The sequence below is a fragment of the Barrientosiimonas endolithica genome, assembly GCF_030296655.1.
In the GTDB taxonomy this organism is placed as follows: Bacteria; Actinomycetota; Actinomycetes; order Actinomycetales; family Dermatophilaceae; genus Barrientosiimonas; species Barrientosiimonas humi.
Genome location: NZ_AP027735.1, coordinates 382,616 through 399,567, shown reverse-complemented (window position 1 = coordinate 399,567; position 16,952 = coordinate 382,616). Strand labels below are relative to the sequence as shown.

At 73.4% G+C, this 16,952-nt stretch carries 16 protein-coding genes; 8 read left to right on the top strand and 8 right to left on the bottom strand.

Annotated features, from left to right (window positions below):
• The first annotated feature begins 19 nt into the window (after positions 1 to 19).
• The 5 genes from QUE40_RS02050 (at position 20) to QUE40_RS02030 (ending at position 4,880) form a co-directional block, all read left to right on the top strand.
• Complete coding sequence (locus tag QUE40_RS02050) at positions 20 to 1,666, top strand: DNA repair helicase XPB (RefSeq protein WP_289232169.1); 1,647 nt, start codon at positions 20 to 22, stop codon at positions 1,664 to 1,666.
• Between the two features lie 133 nt (positions 1,667 to 1,799).
• On the top strand, positions 1,800 to 2,348 hold the full coding sequence (locus QUE40_RS02045) for a PadR family transcriptional regulator (RefSeq protein WP_142004192.1): 549 nt from the start codon (positions 1,800 to 1,802) through the stop codon (positions 2,346 to 2,348).
• A 78-nt stretch (positions 2,349 to 2,426) separates the two neighbouring features.
• On the top strand, positions 2,427 to 3,002 hold the full coding sequence (locus tag QUE40_RS02040) for an ABC transporter ATP-binding protein (protein WP_289232168.1): 576 nt from the start codon (positions 2,427 to 2,429) through the stop codon (positions 3,000 to 3,002).
• A gap of 31 nt (positions 3,003 to 3,033) precedes the next feature.
• Complete coding sequence (locus QUE40_RS02035; RefSeq protein ID WP_289232167.1) at positions 3,034 to 4,332, top strand: FtsX-like permease family protein; 1,299 nt, start codon at positions 3,034 to 3,036, stop codon at positions 4,330 to 4,332.
• Complete coding sequence (locus QUE40_RS02030; RefSeq protein WP_289232166.1) at positions 4,308 to 4,880, top strand: FtsX-like permease family protein; 573 nt, start codon at positions 4,308 to 4,310, stop codon at positions 4,878 to 4,880. The genes QUE40_RS02035 and QUE40_RS02030 overlap by 25 nt, the downstream gene beginning before the upstream one ends.
• A 31-nt stretch (positions 4,881 to 4,911) precedes the next feature.
• On the opposite strand, the gene QUE40_RS02025 is transcribed toward QUE40_RS02030, so the two are convergent.
• Entirely contained in the window at positions 4,912 to 6,387 is a 1,476-nt protein-coding gene (locus QUE40_RS02025) for an NCS2 family permease (protein WP_142004189.1), read from the bottom strand.
• A 63-nt stretch (positions 6,388 to 6,450) separates the two neighbouring features.
• Between QUE40_RS02025 and QUE40_RS02020 the strand changes: the two genes are divergently transcribed.
• Positions 6,451 to 6,702 (top strand): DUF2530 domain-containing protein, encoded by a 252-nt coding sequence (locus tag QUE40_RS02020; protein WP_236022203.1) that lies wholly within the window; start codon positions 6,451 to 6,453, stop codon positions 6,700 to 6,702.
• Positions 6,703 to 6,736: 34 nt separating this feature from the next.
• Here the strand turns inward: QUE40_RS02020 and QUE40_RS02015 are convergent, their stop codons facing one another.
• From QUE40_RS02015 to QUE40_RS02000, 4 genes are all read right to left on the bottom strand, one after another.
• Positions 6,737 to 7,645 carry a DUF3027 domain-containing protein gene (locus tag QUE40_RS02015; RefSeq protein ID WP_289232165.1) on the bottom strand — a complete coding sequence of 303 codons (909 nt, stop codon included), beginning with the start codon at positions 7,643 to 7,645 and terminating at the stop codon, positions 6,737 to 6,739.
• A 2-nt stretch (positions 7,646 to 7,647) separates the two neighbouring features.
• The gene (locus QUE40_RS02010; RefSeq protein WP_289232164.1) at positions 7,648 to 8,031 is read right to left on the bottom strand and encodes a cold-shock protein; all 384 of its coding nucleotides are present in this window, start codon (positions 8,029 to 8,031) and stop codon (positions 7,648 to 7,650) included.
• 126 nt (positions 8,032 to 8,157) lie between these two features.
• Positions 8,158 to 8,952, bottom strand: a complete 795-nt coding sequence (locus QUE40_RS02005) for a hypothetical protein (RefSeq protein ID WP_289232163.1) — start codon at positions 8,950 to 8,952, stop codon at positions 8,158 to 8,160.
• 46 nt (positions 8,953 to 8,998) lie between these two features.
• Complete coding sequence (locus tag QUE40_RS02000) at positions 8,999 to 10,903, bottom strand: ABC transporter ATP-binding protein (RefSeq protein WP_289232987.1); 1,905 nt, start codon at positions 10,901 to 10,903, stop codon at positions 8,999 to 9,001.
• Positions 10,904 to 11,093: 190 nt separating this feature from the next.
• Between QUE40_RS02000 and QUE40_RS01995 the strand changes: the two genes are divergently transcribed.
• The gene (locus QUE40_RS01995; RefSeq protein ID WP_289232162.1) at positions 11,094 to 11,546 is read left to right on the top strand and encodes a MarR family winged helix-turn-helix transcriptional regulator; all 453 of its coding nucleotides are present in this window, start codon (positions 11,094 to 11,096) and stop codon (positions 11,544 to 11,546) included.
• A gap of 169 nt (positions 11,547 to 11,715) precedes the next feature.
• A complete protein-coding gene (locus QUE40_RS01990; RefSeq protein WP_142004184.1) occupies positions 11,716 to 12,483 on the top strand; it encodes a ribosomal RNA small subunit methyltransferase A in 768 nt (255 codons plus the stop codon).
• Between the two features lie 186 nt (positions 12,484 to 12,669).
• On the opposite strand, the gene QUE40_RS01985 is transcribed toward QUE40_RS01990, so the two are convergent.
• The 3 genes from QUE40_RS01985 to QUE40_RS01975 form a co-directional block, all read right to left on the bottom strand.
• The gene (locus QUE40_RS01985) at positions 12,670 to 13,023 is read right to left on the bottom strand and encodes an ATP-binding cassette domain-containing protein (protein WP_433997065.1); all 354 of its coding nucleotides are present in this window, start codon (positions 13,021 to 13,023) and stop codon (positions 12,670 to 12,672) included.
• Positions 13,024 to 13,267: 244 nt separating this feature from the next.
• Complete coding sequence (locus tag QUE40_RS01980; RefSeq protein ID WP_289232161.1) at positions 13,268 to 14,125, bottom strand: ABC transporter ATP-binding protein; 858 nt, start codon at positions 14,123 to 14,125, stop codon at positions 13,268 to 13,270.
• Positions 14,122 to 16,854: a hypothetical protein gene (locus QUE40_RS01975; protein ID WP_289232160.1), complete on the bottom strand. Its 2,733-nt coding sequence runs from the start codon at positions 16,852 to 16,854 to the stop codon at positions 14,122 to 14,124. Before QUE40_RS01975 ends, QUE40_RS01980 begins: the two co-directional genes overlap by 4 nt.
• Positions 16,855 to 16,952: the final 98 nt, after the last annotated feature.

Below are 16,952 nucleotides of genomic sequence, written 5' to 3'. Positions count from 1 at the left end.
TATGAGGGGAAGTGCACGTATGGCCGACGGGCCACTGATCGTCCAGAGCGACAAGACCATCCTGCTGGAGGTCGACCACGAGCAGGCCGAGGAGGCGCGGCGCGCGATCGCGCCGTTCGCCGAGCTCGAGCGAGCCCCCGAGCACGTGCACACCTATCGGGTGACGCCGCTCGCGCTGTGGAACGCACGAGCCGCCGGGCACGACGCCGAGCAGGTCGTCGACGCGCTCATCCGGTTCTCCCGCTACCCCGTGCCGCAGGCGCTGCTGATCGACGTGGCCGAGACGATGGACCGCTACGGCCGGCTGCGGCTCGAGCGCGACGGCGAGCAGCTGGTGCTGGTCACCACCGACAAGCCGGTGCTCGAAGAAGTGTTGCGGCACAAGAAGATCCAGCCCCTCGTGGGGCAGCGACTCGACGACCTCACGGTCGCGGTGCACAACTCCGAGCGCGGCGCGATCAAGCAGCAGCTCATCAAGGTGGGCTGGCCGGCCGACGACCTCGCGGGCTACGTCGACGGCGAGGCGCACCAGATCGACCTGAGCCACGACGGCTGGGAGCTGCGGCCCTACCAGCAGCAAGCCGTCGACGGCTTCTGGCACGGCGGGTCGGGCGTGGTCGTGCTGCCCTGCGGCGCCGGCAAGACGCTGGTGGGCGCCGGGGCGATGGCCGAGGCCAAGGCCACCACGCTCATCCTGGTCACCAACACCGTGAGCGCGCGGCAGTGGCGCGACGAGCTGCTCGCCCGCACGACGCTCACCGAGGACGAGATCGGTGAGTACTCCGGGTCCCGCAAGGAGATCCGGCCGGTCACGATCGCGACCTACCAGGTGCTGACCGTGAAGCGGAAGGGCATCTATCCCCACCTCGACCTGCTCGACGCGCGCGACTGGGGCCTGGTCGTCTACGACGAGGTGCACCTGCTGCCCGCCCCGATCTTCCGGATGACCGCCGACCTGCAGGCGCGGCGCCGGCTCGGCCTGACCGCCACGCTCGTGCGCGAGGACGGCCGCGAGTCCGACGTGTTCAGCCTGATCGGGCCTAAGCGCTACGACGCCCCGTGGAAGGACATCGAGGCGCAGGGCTACATCGCGCCCGCCGACTGCGTCGAGGTGCGGGTGACGCTGTCGGAGTCCGAGCGGATGACGTACGCCACCGCCGAGCCCGAGGACCGCTACCGGCTGTCGTCGTGCGCGCCGGTCAAGGACGGCGTGGTCGAGCGGATCGTCGAGCAGCACCGCGGTGCCCCGACCCTGGTGATCGGGCAGTACCTCGACCAGCTCGAGGGGCTCGCCGAGCGGCTCGGCGCCGACCTGATCACCGGCGAGACCCCCGTCGGCCAGCGGCAGAAGCTGTTCCAGGCGTTCCGCGACGGCGAGATCTCGCTGCTCGTGGTGAGCAAGGTCGCCAACTTCTCGATCGACCTGCCCGAGGCGTCGGTCGCGATCCAGGTGTCGGGCACGTTCGGCTCGCGCCAGGAGGAGGCCCAGCGCCTCGGTCGCGTGCTGCGCCCGAAGGGCGACGGCCGCACGGCGCACTTCTACACCGTCGTCACCCGCGACACGGTCGACGCCGAGTTCGCCGCGCACCGCCAGCGCTTCCTCGCCGAGCAGGGCTACGCCTATCGCATCGTCGATGCCGAGGACCTGTCCGAGCACGCCGACTAGCTGCACTGACCCGGGAGGTTGGTGACGCGATCGGCTGGCCGCTGCGTCGGGCGGCGGACCGGACAGCGATCCCTCGACACGACACGCGCCAAACTACTCACTCAGTGAATACTCTCGGTGTACAGTCGCCGGCATGTCGACGGCCACCACTCTCCTCGCGCTCCTGGAGCCCGAGCCCGCGCACGGCTACACGCTGAAGCAGAAGTTCGACACCTGGTTCGCGCAGCGGCGGCCGTTGGCGTTCGGGCAGGTCTACGCGACGCTCGGGCGGCTGGAGCGCGACGGCCTCGCCGCGATGGTCGGGGTCGATCCAGGGGGCGGCCCCGACCGTCGCAGCTACGGCATCACGCCCGCCGGGGTCGCGCGGGTCGACCAGTGGGTCTTCGAGTCGCAGGCGCCTGACGAGTTCGCCACCAGCGACCTGTGCGCGCGGGTGACCGTGGCGCTGCTGTCCGGGCGGCCCGTCGAACGCATCCTCGACGCACAGCGCGCGGCGCACCTCGAACGGATGCGCGTGCTGCAGGAACTCCGTCGCAAGGCGACCGGCGCAGACCTGCTGACGACGACGTACGAGCTCGCCCACCTCGACGCGGACCTGCGCTGGATCGAGGAGTCGGGCACTCGAATCGAATTGCTGGCCAAGCAGATTCGCAAGGAGGGGAACGATGCTCGAGGCAACTGACCTGCACCTGTCCTACGGGCCGACGCCGGCCCTGGGCGGCGTGTCACTGACTCTTCGACCGGGGAACGCACGGCGCTGATGGGCCCGTCCGGCAGCGGGAAGTCCAGCCTGCTGCACTGCCTGTGCGGGGTGATCCTGCCCGACTCCGGGCGGGTGACGCTCGACGGCACGGACCTGACGGGCCTGTCCGAGGCGAGGCGCAGCCGGCTGCGGCTGGAGCGCTTCGGCATCGTCTTCCAGCGCGGCGACCTGGTGCCCGAGCTGACGCTCGTCGAGAACGCCGCGCTGCCGCTGATGCTGCTCGGCCGCTCCCGGCAGGCGGCGACGGCCACGGCCCGCGAGCTGCTGGACGACCTCGGCGTCGGTGACGTCGCCGACCGGCGCGCCGGCGCCGTCTCCGGAGGCCAGGCCCAGCGTGCGGCCGTCGCCCGGGCGCTCGTGCACCGCCCCGCGGTCGTGCTCGCCGACGAGCCCACCGGGTCGCTCGACACGGTCACCGGCGAGGTCGTGCTCGACGCCCTGGTCGGACTGACCGCCAGCATCGGCGCCGCCCTGCTGGTCGTGACCCACGACCACCGGGTCGCGTCCTCGCTCGACGAGCTGGTGACGATGCGCGACGGGGCGCTCGACGCGCCCGTCGCCGGGGCACGATGAAGCCGGCAGCGCGGCTCGGGCTGCGCCTGGCGTGGGGCTCCCCGGTCAGCGCGGCCGGTCGGTCCTCGTCGCGATCGCCTGCGCGCTCTCGGCGTTCGTGCTGCTCGCGGTCACCGCGTCGGTGCGCGCCGAGACGCAGTCGTTCGTCGGTCAGTACGCCGCGGCCGAGCTGCAGCGCCTCAACCTCGCGGTGCTCGCGACGGTCGCCCTGCCGACGCTCGCACTGGCCGCCAGCGTCGGCCGGCTCTCCGCCACGGTGCGCGACCGCCGCCTCGCGGGCCTGCGGCTGCTGGGCGTCAGCCCTGCCGAGACCCGGCTCACGGCTGCCGTCGAGGCGGTCGTCGCCGCGCTGGTCGGCGCGGTCGTCGGGGCCGTGGCGTTCGTCGCGCTGCGCCCGGTGCTGGCGGGCGTACGCCTGGTGACGGCCGAGCGCACCGCCGCCCAGCTCGACCCGGGCTGGCTCGGCTGGCTGCTGGCGCTCGTCGGCGTGCCGCTCGCCGTGGTCGCCGTCGCGGTGATCCCGGTGCGCACGGACATCTCCAGCGCGGTCGCCACCGCGAACCGCGCCGACGCCCGCCGCCCGAGCCTGTGGCGCGCCGCGCCCCTGGCGCTCGGCCTGGCCCTGTGCGCCGTCGTCCGGATCCAGAAGCCGGACAACCTCGGTGGGGCCTGGGGCACGGTCGTCCTGGCCGGCGTGACGCTCGTCGGTCTCGGCATCGTGCTGATCGTGCCGGTGTTCGTGCGGCTCACCGCCGACCTGCTGCTCCGGGTCGCCACGCGACCGAGCCTGCTCGTCGCGGCCCGCCGCCTGCAGGCCCAGCCGGCTGGAGTCACCCGCACCGTGGCCGCGCTCATGATCGGCGTGTTCGTCGTGGTCGGCGCCCGGGGCGTGCTCGTCGCGTTCGAGACCACCCCGCAGTACCTCGAGGCCAAGCGTTCCCTGGAGTCGGAGCAGCGGCTGTGGATGACCGCCTCGGTGGCCGAGACCCCCGCGCGATCGAGGAGGGTCGCGCGCTGCCCGGCGCCCGGTCGGTCACCGCCCTGCCCGTCGTGCAGCTGGCGGAGCCCGGCGTCGACCCCAACGGCAGCCCACCGGGCGGTTACATCGGGAACGCCCTGGTCGCCACCTGCGCCGACCTGCGCCGCGTGGCGCCGCAGCTGCGCGGGTGCGTGGACGGCCGCCCGACGAACCTGTGGCCCATGGGCGACCGCGACCTCGTGGCCCGCGCCACGGTGCAGTCGCGGTCGGTCGGCGCCGCGGTCCCGGTCGTCGGCACGCCCGTGCAGGCACGGGGCGAGGATCCGTTGGGACAGAACTTCGCGATGGTGATCCCGCCGTCGGCCCCCGGGATCGCCGCGCTGCTCCCCCGGACCGACCGGGACGTCCGGGTCGTCGCGGGCCCCGGTCGGGACCTGATCGAGGGGCCCAGCCCCGACGCGAACCACGCGTTCCTGAGCTCGGCCGACCTCGGCTCGTACGACTTCGTGGAGAGCCTGCGCCGCGCGCTGTGGACCGTGGCCGGGACCATCCTCGCCCTGGGCCTGCTCGGGCTGGCGATCACGCTCGTGGACCGCGCGCTCGTACGCCGTCGCGAGCTCACCAGCCTGCGCCTGGTCGGCACCTCGCCCGGCACCCTGCGCGGCGCGCAGTGGTGGGAGGCCGCGCTGCCGATCGTCGCCGGCGGGGTGCTGTCGGTGCTGGCGGGGGCGCTGGCGGGCTCGGCCTACCTCACCCCCGCGGCGCCGGAGATCGGATATCCGTGGGGTGCGGTCACCGGGCTGCTCGCGGCCATCGCCACCGGCGCCGTGGTCGTCGCCGCCCTCACCACGGTCGCGACCACGACCCGCATCAGGCCTGAGGAGATCCGCGTCGAGTGAGCCAGCGCGACCGGCCGAGAACCGTTGCGGCTCAGGCGACTCCGAAGACCTGCTTGATCGGGTCGATCGCGAAATAGATCACGAACAGCCCCGCGACGCCCCACAGCAGCGGGTGGATCTGCGAGGCCTTGCCGCGCACGACCTTCATCACGACGTACGCGATGAAGCCGACGCCGATGCCGGCGGAGATGGAGTAGCTGAACGGCATCAGCACCATCGTGAGGAAGGCCGGCAGCGCGATCTCGATGTCGCGCCAGTCGATGTCGGTGACGTTCTGCATCATCAGGAAGCCGACGATGACCAGCGCGGGGGTCGCGGCCTCGTGCGGCACGATGCTGACCAGCGGCGCGAAGAACATCGACAGCAGGAACAGCACGCCCGTCGTCACCGACGCCAGCCCGGTGCGGGCGCCGTCGCCGACACCCGCCGCCGACTCGATGTACGACGTGTTGCTGCTGACGCCCGCGGCGCCGCCTGCCGCGGCGGCGACCGAGTCGACGATCAGGATGCGCTGGCTGTTCAGCGGGTTGCCCTCCTCGTCGAGCAGCCCGCCCTCGGACCCGACGGCCACCATCGTGCCCATCGTGTCGAAGAAGTCGGCGAGCAGCAGCGTGAAGATCGTGAGGATCGCGGCGATCACGCCGAGCGAGGAGAACGACCCGAGCAGCGAGAAGTTGCCGAGCAGGTCGAACTGCGGGGTGGCGACCACCTGCTCGGGCAGCTTCGGCACGTTCAGGCTCCACCCGGCGGGGTTGACCACCTTGCCGGTGGCGTCGGTCTGCGAGCCGATCCGGCCGACCCCCTCGACGACCAGCGCCAGGACGGTCGCGCCGACGATGCCGTACAGGATCGCGCCGGTCACCTTGCGCACCAGCAGGACCGCGATGGTGAACAGCCCGAGCACGAAGACCAGCGCCGGCCACCCGCTCAGCTCGCCCCCGATGCCGAGCTCGACCGGCGTCGCCGGGGCCTTGCGGATGATGCCGGCGTCGAACAGCGCGATGAACGTCAGGAACAGACCGATGCCGATCGTGATCGCGGTCTTCAGCCCCGACGGGATCGCGTAGAGCACCGCCCGGCGGATGCCGGTGAGCACCAGCACCAGGATGATCAGGCCCTCCAGCACGATGAGCCCCATGGCGTCGGCCCACGTCACGCCGGGTGTGGCCGCGATGCCGAACGCCACGAACGCGTTGAGCCCGAGCCCCGTCGCGAGCGCCATCGGGTAGTTCGCGACGACCCCCATCAGGATCGTCATGACGCCTGCGACCAGGCCGGTGCAGGCCGCGACCATCGCGAGGTTCGGGGCCTGGCCGCCGCCGAGGAACTCGCCGGTGCCGTCCTTCACCGTGCCGATGATCAGCGGGTTCAGCACGACGATGTACGCCATCGCGAAGAACGTGACGAACCCGCCCCTGATCTCCTGGGCCACCGACGAGCCACGCTCGCTGATGTGGAAGAAGCGGTCGAGGGCGGACGGCGCGACAGCAGGTGCGGGACTGCTCATGAGGGTGAGAGTAGGGAACACCCGGCCCCGGCGCAGACCGATCCCGCCACCTATCCTGGTGGCGTGACCGAACCCACCCCGGCCGAGCCCGATCCGCGCGCCGAGCCGCCGGCTCCGCTGCAGGTCGACACGCTGCGCATCGTCGAGATCGGGATCGCCTGCTGGGCGCTCGCCCTGGTCGCGGTGCTGGCTGTCCCGGCGCTGCGCACGGGCGAGCGCGACTGGTGGCTGTGGGTGCCCGTCGCCGGTCTCGGCCTGGGCGCGCTCGGCTGGGCCTACCTGCGGCGCGGCCGCGGCAACGCCGCCGACGCCTGATCGGTCGAGGCGCCTGATCGGTCCAGGCGCCGGATCAGTCCAGGCTGACGACAGCCAGGTCGTCGACGACCGGCGGGTCGACCTTCTCCGGCTCGGGCTGGGGCGCGTCGACCTCGGAGTGCGCCCCGCAGCCGTGGTCGAGCGACACGACCGTGCCGTCGGAAGGCGACCACTCGTTCGCGCACACGCCGAACACCTGACGCAGCACGCCCGACATCGGCACGAAGAACCCGCACGTCGCGCACGGCGCCGGCGCCTGCTTCGCGGTCTCCGAGCCCGGGCCGTTCTCCCCGTCGTACCACCGGGTCGCGGCGACCTCGCGCCCCTCGCCGGACAGCACGCGCGGGCGGCCGAGGCCCAGCTCGAACACCGCCACCTGGTCGACGTCCTCGTCGCCGGTGGCCTCGAAGCCGGCCTCGAGCAGCGGGTCGTCGGCGACGAACGGGGTCACGTCACCCGGCCCGATGTCGCCCGGGGCGAGCCGCTCGGCGTAGGGCACCCACTCCGGCGACAGCAGCGCGCCCTCGCCGGGCAGCAGGTTGGTCTCGCAGACCGTCGCGAACTTCTGCCGCGGCGCCCGCGCGACCGACACGCTCCACAGCCAGCCGGGGTAACCCGGGGCCAGGCACGCGAAGTAGTGCGTCGCGAGCCGCTCGGCGGTCATCTCGACCCGCACGTGGTCGCCCACCATGCCGGGCTGGGCGATGCCGCGCGCCGCCTCCAGCGCGAGCTCCTGGGCCGCGTCGTCGACCAGCACCTTGTCGGTCTTCGGGGCGCGCGGGGTACGCGTGCGGCCGGCCCGCGCGGGCGCGGCGGCCTCGGTGGACGTCGCCTCAGCAGTGGCCTCGGTGTCGACCGACCCCTGCGCGGCCGCCTCGACCGCCTCGGCGGGCGCGCCGACGGACACCAGGTCCTCCGGGCGTACTCGGGTCGCGGGAGCCATGGTCAGCCCTCGACGTCGTCGGCCACCGCGCGCAGCACGGCAGCGACCTTCTGGGTGTGGGCGCTCGCGGGGTAGCGCCCCTTGCGCAGCGAGCCGCCGAGCCCGTCGAGGAGCTTGATCAGGTCCTCGACGATGATCGCCATCTCCTCGGGCGACTTGCGCGCGCGGGCCTGCAGCGAGGGGCCCTGGTCGAGCACCTGCAGGCTGAGCGCCTGGGCGCCGCGGCGGCCCTCGGCGACGCTGTACTCCACCCGCGTGCCGCTCTTGAGCTGGGTCACGCCGGAGGGCAGGGCGCTCGACGGCAGGAACACGTCCTGGCCGTCGTCACCGGAGACGAAGCCGAATCCCTTGTCGGCGTCGAAGAACTTCACCTTGCCGGATGGCACTGTCCACCTACTCGTTCAATGGTTGCGGGCTGTCGCGGCGACCGGAGGGCGCGCTCGGGCGCGCGGCGGCGACAGCGTTCACAGGTTATCCGCTCGATGCGGCCTCGCCGAATCCGTTCCGCCGAGTCAGCTGGTCGGGCCGTACGGGTTCTGCGGCGGGTTCTGCCCGTCCCGGCCGCCCTGTCCCTGCTGGCCGTACTGCTGGTCACTGCCGTACGCCTGCTGGCCGCCGTCGTAGGACTGCTGGCCCTGCTGCGGGTAGTCCTGCCCGGCGTACGGCTGCTGGCCGCCGCCGTAGCCCGGCTGGCCGTACTGCTGCTGGCCGTAGGCGTACTGACCCTGGCCGTAGCCGCCGGCGGGCATCGCCTTCTTGGACCGGTTGAACTTCACCAGGCCCCAGATGAACAGCGCGAGGCCGATGACGCCGACGACGAACGGGATGACGAGCGCGGCGACCAGCGTGCCGCCGACGTTGCGACCGAGCTCGCTCATGGCGTTCTCGTCCACGACCAGCACCTCGGAGCTGCCGCAGGTGATCGTGTACGCCCCGGCCGGCCCGGCGGTCAGCGTGTAGCCCTCGCGGTAGGACTGGCCGCCGTCGCTAACCTCGGTGCCGGAGTCGCGCGTGAGGTTGGCGGGCTGGCCGGTCGGGTCGGTGACGGTGCAGGTCTCGTCCGGCGCGGGGACGCCGCTGCCCTGGGTGGCGCCGTCGCCGGTGGCGGTGCCCGCGAAGACGAGCAGCGAGACCTTCTGCCCCGCCTCGAGCTGGGCGGTGCCGCCGGGCTGGACCGGGTCGGACCCGGCGATGTCGGCGACGGACTTGCCGACGCCGATCAGCAGGACGGCGACGAAGATCGCCGGCGCGACCAGGAAGAACAGCACCCCGCCGCCGATCATCCGCTTGACGCCTTCGCGCTTCATGTCTTCCCCTCGATCGATCGGCGCACCGGTGCGTGCAGGTCCGGCCTCAGACTAAGGCCAGGGCCCGGTCGGTTCCGCCGCGATCCGCGGACTGCGCGGCCACCAGCTCGGCGTAGCGCCCGCCGCGGGCGACCAGCCCGTCGTGGGTGCCCTGCTCGACGACCTCGCCGTGGTCGAGCACGACGATGAGGTCGGCGTCGCGCACGGTGGACAGCCGGTGGGCGATCGTGATGGTCGTACGCCCGCGGGCCAGCTCGTCGAGCGCGGCCTGCACCGCCTGCTCGGTGCGGGTGTCGAGGGCGCTGGTCGCCTCGTCGAGCACGAGCACCGCGGGGTCGCGCAGGATCGTGCGGGCCAGCGCCAGGCGCTGCCGCTCACCACCGGAGAACCGGAAGCCGCGCGCGCCGACGACGGTGTCGTACGCCTCCGGCAGGCCCGCGATGACGTCGTGCACCTGCGCGGCGCGGGCGGCCTGCTCGATCTCGGCGTCGGTGGCGTCGGGCCGGGCGTAGCGCAGGTTGTCGCGCACGCTCGCGTGCAGCAGGTAGGTGTCCTGGCTGACCACGCCGACCGCCTCGCTGATGCTGGCGAGGGACAGCTCGCGCAGGTCGGTGCCGTCGAGGGTGACCCGGCCCGAGGTCGGGTCGGCGAGGCGGCTGACCAGCGACCCGAGGGTGGACTTGCCCGAGCCGGTGGCGCCGACGAGGGCCACGCGCGCGCCGGCCGGGACGTCGATCGTCACGTCGTGCAGCGCGTCGCGGTCGGCCCCGGCGTAGCGGAAACCGACCTGCTCGAACCGCACGTGGCCGCGCACCTGCGCCCGCTCCAGCGGCACCGGGTGCTCGGGGTCGCGCAGCGTGAGCGGGAGGTCGAGGTACTCGAACACCCGGCTGAACAGCGCCATCGAGGCGGTCAGCTGCACGCCGACGTTGAGCAGCGCCATCAGCGGACGGAACAGCCCCGACTGCAGGGCGACGAACGCGACGAGGGTGCCGATGGTCATCCCGTCGCTGGTCGCGGGCAGCCCGGCGGCGAGGTAGATCAGGGCCGGCACGACGGCGAAGATGATCTGCATCGAGGCCATCCGCCAGCGGCCGGCGAGCTGGGCGGCCAGCTCGAGGGTGGTGAGCTGGCGCGACGACGCGGTGAACCGGTCGGACAGCTGCTCCCCCGCGCCGAGCGTCTTGCTCAGCTGCACGCCACCGACCGACAGCGACTCCTCGATCTGGGTCTGCATGTCGGCGAGGGTGCGCTGCGCGCGGCTCGTGACGTCGCGGCGCATCTGGGCCACGCGCCGAGTCAGGTAGATCGCCGGCGGCAGCACGATCAGGGTCAGCAGCGACAGCCGCCAGGACAGCGCCACCATCGCGACGGCGGTGCCGACGACGGTGGTGAGGTTGGCGGCCGCCTGGGTCGCGGTGCCGGTGACGACCCCCTGCATCCCGTTGACGTCGTTGGTGAGGCGCGACTGCACCTCGCCGCCGCGGGTGCGGGTGAAGAAGCCGAGCGGCATGCGCTGCAGGTGGGTGAACACCTCGGTGCGCAGCCGGTGCATGACCTGCTGGCCGATCACGGTCGACTGCCAGGTCTGGACGACGCCCAGCGCCGCGGTCAGCGCGGTGACGCCGAGCATCGCGCCGACGAGCCACAGCAGCAGCGGCACGTCCTGCTGCGGGATGGCCACGTCGACCAGGTGCTTGGTGAGGAACGGGTTGGCCAGCCCGACGAGCGAGCTGGCGACGATGAGCAGCAGCACGAGCCCGAGCCGGGCGCGGTACGGCCGGAACAGTCCGGCGATCCGGCGCAGGCTGACCGGGTGCTCCTGCAGCTGGGTGCGGTCGCGGGGGTCGCGGCGGGCGGGACCGAGGCCGCGGCCGCCTCCGTGGCCGCCTCCGTGCGGGCCGGCGGTCGGGGTGGTCGGTGGGCTGGGGTGAGTCGTGGGCGCCGTCACAGGCACCACTCCCTTCTTCTGGGGTTCACGGTGTTGCGTTCACGGTGGCCGGGCCCTCGAGCCGGTCGGGCCGTCAAGCCGGTCGAGTAGGCCGGAGCGCTAGCGGAGGCCGTATCGAGACCACCTGAGATCCTTTTGCTGAGGTTACCTCATCATCACAGAACCTCAGCATCGGCGGTACTATTCCCCCATGCCCGCACCGCTCCCCTCCGACCAGGAGCTCATGTCGCGGCTGCGCCGGGTGATGCACGCGCTGCGCCACCACTCCATGGCTGCGCTGGAGCCCTACGACCTCACGCCGCACCAGGCCCGCGCGTTCCTCACCATCAGCCGGGCGTGCGACGAGGGCGCACCGATGCGGCTCAAGGACCTCGCCGACGTGCTGCGCATCGCGCCCCGGTCGGCCACCGAGGTGACCGACGCGCTGGAGTCCGGCGATCTCGTACGTCGGGAGCCGAGTCCGACCGACCGGCGCGCCATGGTGCTGCGGGTGACCGACAAGGGCGCCAAGGTCGCGCGCGAGGTGCGCGCCGCGCAGGCCGACCAGCCGCTGCTCGCGACGCTCAGCGAGACCGACCGGCGCCGCCTCGGCGAGATCCTGGGCCGCCTCAGCACCCGCGCCGAGGCCACCGAAAAGCCCTAGGAGCCCACGACCAGGCGGGTTAGCCTCGCTGCCATGTCGATCACGTTCACCCGGACCCGCCGTCTCTGACGGCGCGGTTCTCGACTCGATCCTTCCGCGCCGTCCCCGGCTCACCGCCGGGCGGCGCGTCGTGCTGCCCGGCTCCCCCATCTCCTCAAGGAGCAGCAGCATGTCTCGACAGCACCATCGACCCGGCCCGCACGAGCTCGGCCAGAACGATCTCGTCGACCGGCGCACCATCACCGCCGTCGTCGCCCTCGCCCGAGAGTGCGGCGGGCCGTACGTCGAGTGGGCCGCCGGCCGCGGCGCGCTCACCCGCCCACTGGCCCGCATCGGCGCTCCCCTGCACGTCGTCGAGCTCGACCCCCGGCGCGTGGCCGCGCTGGAGCGGGCCGCCCTCGGACCGCACGTGTGCATCGGCGCGGGCGACATCCTGCGGCACGCGCCGCCGGCCGGCACCCGCACGCTGGTCGCCAACCTCCCCTTCCACGTCACGACGCCCGCCCTGCGGCACCTGCTGCGCGAGACGCACTGGCAGCACGCGCTGCTCATCACCCAGTGGGAGGTCGCCCGCAAGCGCGCCGGCGTCGGTGGCGCCACCCAGCTCACCGCACAGTGGTGGCCCTGGGTCGACACCGGCCTGGTGCAGCGGATCCCCGCGACGGCCTTCCGCCCTGTGCCCTCCGTCGACGCCGGACTGCTGCACCTGCGCCGCCGCCCCGAGCCACTGCTCCCGGCGAGCGAACAACGCGACTACCACGAGTTCGTACGTCGGGTGTTCGGCGGACGTGGACGTCACCTCGCGCAGATCCTCACCGGCGCGGGAGTGTCCCGTGAGGCGGCGAATCGGCTTGCGGCGCAACGGCGCCCGGGCGCCCTTCCCCGTGACCTCGACGCCGCGACGTGGGTAGCGGCCTACCGCAGCCGCCGCACCTGACGCGACTGATGCCCCCTGCCCCCTCGCGCTCCCCACCCCGCATGAAACCGGGTTACATGCCCCAGAGCGGGCATGAAACCGGGTTACGCGCATATGACCCCAATCCATCAGGGTCAAACGACCGAAACCGGGTTTCATGCGTTGGGAGACGGATGAAACCGGGTTTCATGCGCTGGGGGCGGGGGCTCAGCCGGCGTCGAGGTCGACGATCTCGTCGGCGACGCCCTCCAGGGACTCCGGGTCGTTGGTCGTGACGACGACGGCGCGGCCGGCGCGGGACTGCTCGTGCAGCAGCTGCAGCATGCGGCGGCGGTTGCCGGCGTCGAGCGCGGAGGTCGGCTCGTCGGCGAGCAGGCAGGTCGCGGGGTGGGCGACGGCGCGGGCGATCGCGACCCGCTGCTGCTGCCCGCCGGACAGCTCCTCGACGAGCTGGCCCATCGCCTCCCCGAGCCCCACCTCCTCGAGCGCGCGCTCCGCGGCCTGCCGCGCCGCGCGCCCGTCCGCGCCGGCCGCCACGAGGGGGACGGCGACGTTCTCCAGCGCGGTGAGGGTGGTGGCCAGCTGGTTGTCCTGCGGGATCCAGACGACCTCCCCGGCAGCGGGTACGCCCTCGACGGCTCCGCGGTCCGGCTGCGCCTCCCCGCGAGCAGGCGCAGCAGCAGGGTCTTGCCGACCCCGGACGTACCGGAGACGCCGAGCAGCCGGCCCGGCTGCACCGTGAACGACGCCGGCCCCGGCAGCACGGGGGTGCCGTCGGCGTCGACGTCGACCTGGTCGAGGCGGATCATCGGACCTCCTCCTGGGCGGCCTCGTAGGGCTCGACGATGATGCGCGGGCGCTCGGTGTCGGGGTCGCGCTGGATGCGCAGCAGGCTCCCGGCCGGGAGCTCGTCGAGGATGTCGTCGGGCAGCGGCAGCGACCCGTCTGGCGCGACGACCGCGAGCTCGACGCCGTCGTGCGCCTGCGACCCCACCCGGCCGTCGCGGATGGTGACGGTGCGCTCCATCGCCCCGGCGAGCACCGGGTCGTGCGTGACCGTGAGCACTGTCGTGCCGAGCGTCCGGTTCAGCTCGTGCAGCGCGGCGATCACCCGCTCGGCACCGTCCGTGCCCACCGATGCGGTGGGTTCGTCGGCCAGCAGCAGCCCCGGGCCGCTCGCCGCGCCGACGCACAGGGCCGCGAGCTGGGCCTCCGAGGGTCGCAGCTGCTCGGGGTGCCGGGCCAGCGTCTCCTGACCGAGGCCCATGAGATCGGCGAGGTCCTGCGGGTCGGGGGCGTCGTGCTGCACGCCCCAACGAGCGAGGTCGAGATTCTCGCGAATCGTGAGGTATGGCACCAGGTTTCGCGCACCACCCTGCAGCACGAGCGACACCTGGTCACCGCGCAGCGCGTCGAGCTGCAGGTCGGTGAGCTGGTCGGTGCGCTGCTCGCCGACGGTGATTGTCCCGGCCGTCGGACGGTCCATGCCGGCGATGAGCGACAGCAGGGTCGACTTGCCCGCACCCGAGGGACCGAGCAGGGCCAACGTGCTGCCGGCCGCGACGACGAGATCGACGCCCGACAGCGCCGCGACGTCGTGCCCGTCCGAGCGATAGATGTGCACCAGGCGCGAGACCTGCACCGAGAGCCCACGGGTGCTCATGCCGACTCCTTCCCGCGCCCCGCGACGAGGGCGACGACCGCGACCACCACGAGCCCCGCGCCGACGGCGAGCACCGCCGGGAGCACCGGTGGCGTCTCCTGGGCGACGGGGAACGGCGGGGGCTGGGTGAACCACGGGATGCTCGGCGCCGCCAGCCGCGCACCCAGCCACCCGACCGCGCCACCGAGCAGCAACGGCGCGACGGTCAGCGCCGTCTCGAGACGCCCCGCGCGACCGAGCACCGCACGCGAGACGCCCGCCCGCTCCAGCGCGGCACGGTCGCGGCGGCGACCCGCTGCCTGCGACGACAGCACCGCCACCAGCACCAGGACGGCCACCGCCACCGAGCCCGCCGCGACGACCAGACCCAGCTGCAGGCCGTACGCCGACGCGGACTCATCGAGTCTCCGCTGGGTCGTGCTCGCCCGCTCCACGGTCACCCCGCTGTATCCGGCCCGGCGCAGGGCCGCGGTGGCGCGCTGCTCCAGCGCCGGGTCGGTCCCGTCGCTCCAGATCTCGGCCGTGAGGTCGCGCCGGTCGGCCGTGCGCAGCTGCGGCGCGAGCGGCGTGACGAAGGTGTTGGCCTCGCCGCCGGGGACCAGGGGCACCTGGGCGGCGACGACGTACTCCGTGTCGGCCTGGCGCAGACTCGGCGCGGTGAACCCGCCCTCCGTGGCCGGGGCAGACCACGAGGCGACCACGGCCGGCAGCCCGGCGCCGCCGGCCGATGCGTTGCCGGAGGATGCGTCTCCGAGGCGGGCCCACGGGTCGATCCCGTTGACCTTGCTCGCGATTCGAGTCATCGGGCCGGGTTCGCCGAGCAGTGCGACCGGGCCGTCGCTGCTGCCTGAGCGCACCCGGAAGACCGGCGCGAGGTGCTGTCGCTGGCGGTCGACCTGGTCCACGACGCGCACGAGGTTCTGCGGGTCGACGGTGGCGCTCGCGTCGATCGCGAGCAACCGCACCGGCGCGCCGGTCTGGGCGCTGGTCGCCGCGGCACGGTTGGCCTGGCCGAGCACGAGGGTGCTGGCCCCGAACGCCAGCAACGCCCCCGCCGCCGTCAGCGCGAGGATCAGCTGCCGCGTCGAAGGACGCCGCGCCAGCCCGGTCAGCGCCAGCAGCGACGGCAGCCGGCCCCGGTCGAGCAACCGCCCCGCCACCCGGTTGCCCAGCGGCACCAGCAACCCGCCGACCAGCAGGCCCACCGCCAGCGCGATGACCAACGGAGTGACCAATACCGGTGCGCCCGTGAGGTTTCCGGTCGCCACCGCCACCAGCATCCCCGCCGCGAGCGTCAGCAGCACCGTCTCGACCGCCGACAGGCTCCACCGGCGCTGACGCGGCGGCACCGTGCGCAGCAACGCACTGATCGGCGTGCGCACCAGCCCACGCACGAGCAGGAGCAGGAGCAGCACGCACACCGCCGTCGCGGCCACGGCGACGAGCAGCGCGGTCCAGCTCCAGACGGCCGGGCCGGGCAGCCAGGTCAGCCGCGAGACGGTCTGCAGGGCATAGGCGAGCAGCAGCCCGACGGGCAGCCCGATCAGCACGGGCGGCAACAGCTCGCCCAGCACCAGGCGCCGGGCGCCGCGCGCACCCGGGCTGCGCAGACGTACGAGCGCGACCTCCGTGCGCCGCTGGGTCAACAGAGCGCGCAGCACCACCCACACCAGCACCACCTGCAGCAGCACCAGCTGAGCCAGCAGCAACGGCGCGATCACCTGCACCTGCTCGACGTCACCACGCACGGCCTGGTCGATCGTGGTGACCTGCTCGGTGATGTCGACCGGGGTGGACGACTGCGCCGCCAGCGCCTGGCTGCGCGCGACCGCGGCGCGCGCCTGGTCGAGCTTGTCGTAGGTGAACGCGGCGGGGGTCAGCTGGCGGGCGACCGAGGTCTCGATCTCGGACCAACCCACCGACGCCGGGGAGTCCCGGTCCAGCGGTGGCGGGAGTCCCTCGGACCGGCCGCGCACCTGGGGGACGGCGCCGGAGAACGTCGCCGCCGGGGTGAGCCAGGTGTGCAGCTGCACCGGCTCCCCGGCCACGTCGCGGGCGATGCGGACCGCGCCCACGTCGATGCCGCGCCAGAAGTCGTCACCCGCGCTGGGTTCGAAGACGCCGACGACCCGCAGCGTGCGCCGCACGGGCTCGGTGGCGCCGCTCATCTGGATGACGACGGTCGAGTCGCCGACGGTCAGTCGGCTGGCACGGGCCGAGGCCCCCGAGATCATCACCTCGAACCGCGACGTCGCGCAGCGCCCCGCCGTGACCCGGAGGTGGTCGCAGAAGCCTTCGCGGCCGAGCAGGGTGAGCGTCTGCATCGACCCGGGGATGGTGCCGGCGGCCTGCACGCGGTACTGCCCGACCGGCGGACCGGCGATGCCGTCCCACTCCGGGCCGAGCACCGGCGCGATCTCCGAGACCGGAGTGGTCGCGGTCCCGCTCCCGGCCCGCGCCTCCACCGTGCGGCCCAGCGCCCCCAGGTCACGCACCCGGTTGTCGACCATGGTCCGCGCGATCGACCCGGTCATCAGCGGCAGCAGCGCCGCGAACGCCACCAGCCCCGCCACCACCCCCAGCAACACACCCTGCTGACGCCGGTGCGCCCGGGCAGCCCGGCGCGCGAACGGGAACCGGCGCGTGGTGCGTCGGGCTGACCTGCGCCGCCCGGACCTGGTCTCGACCTGGTCGTCGGACCCGGCCGTCACGGCCACCGGTGTCCCCATGAAGCCCCCTCCGCCGCCCACCCGGCACGGCAGGTGAACGTACTCCCGCCCGTGGGGACCACGGGCGGACGGCGACGGATCGTGGCCAAGGCGTGACC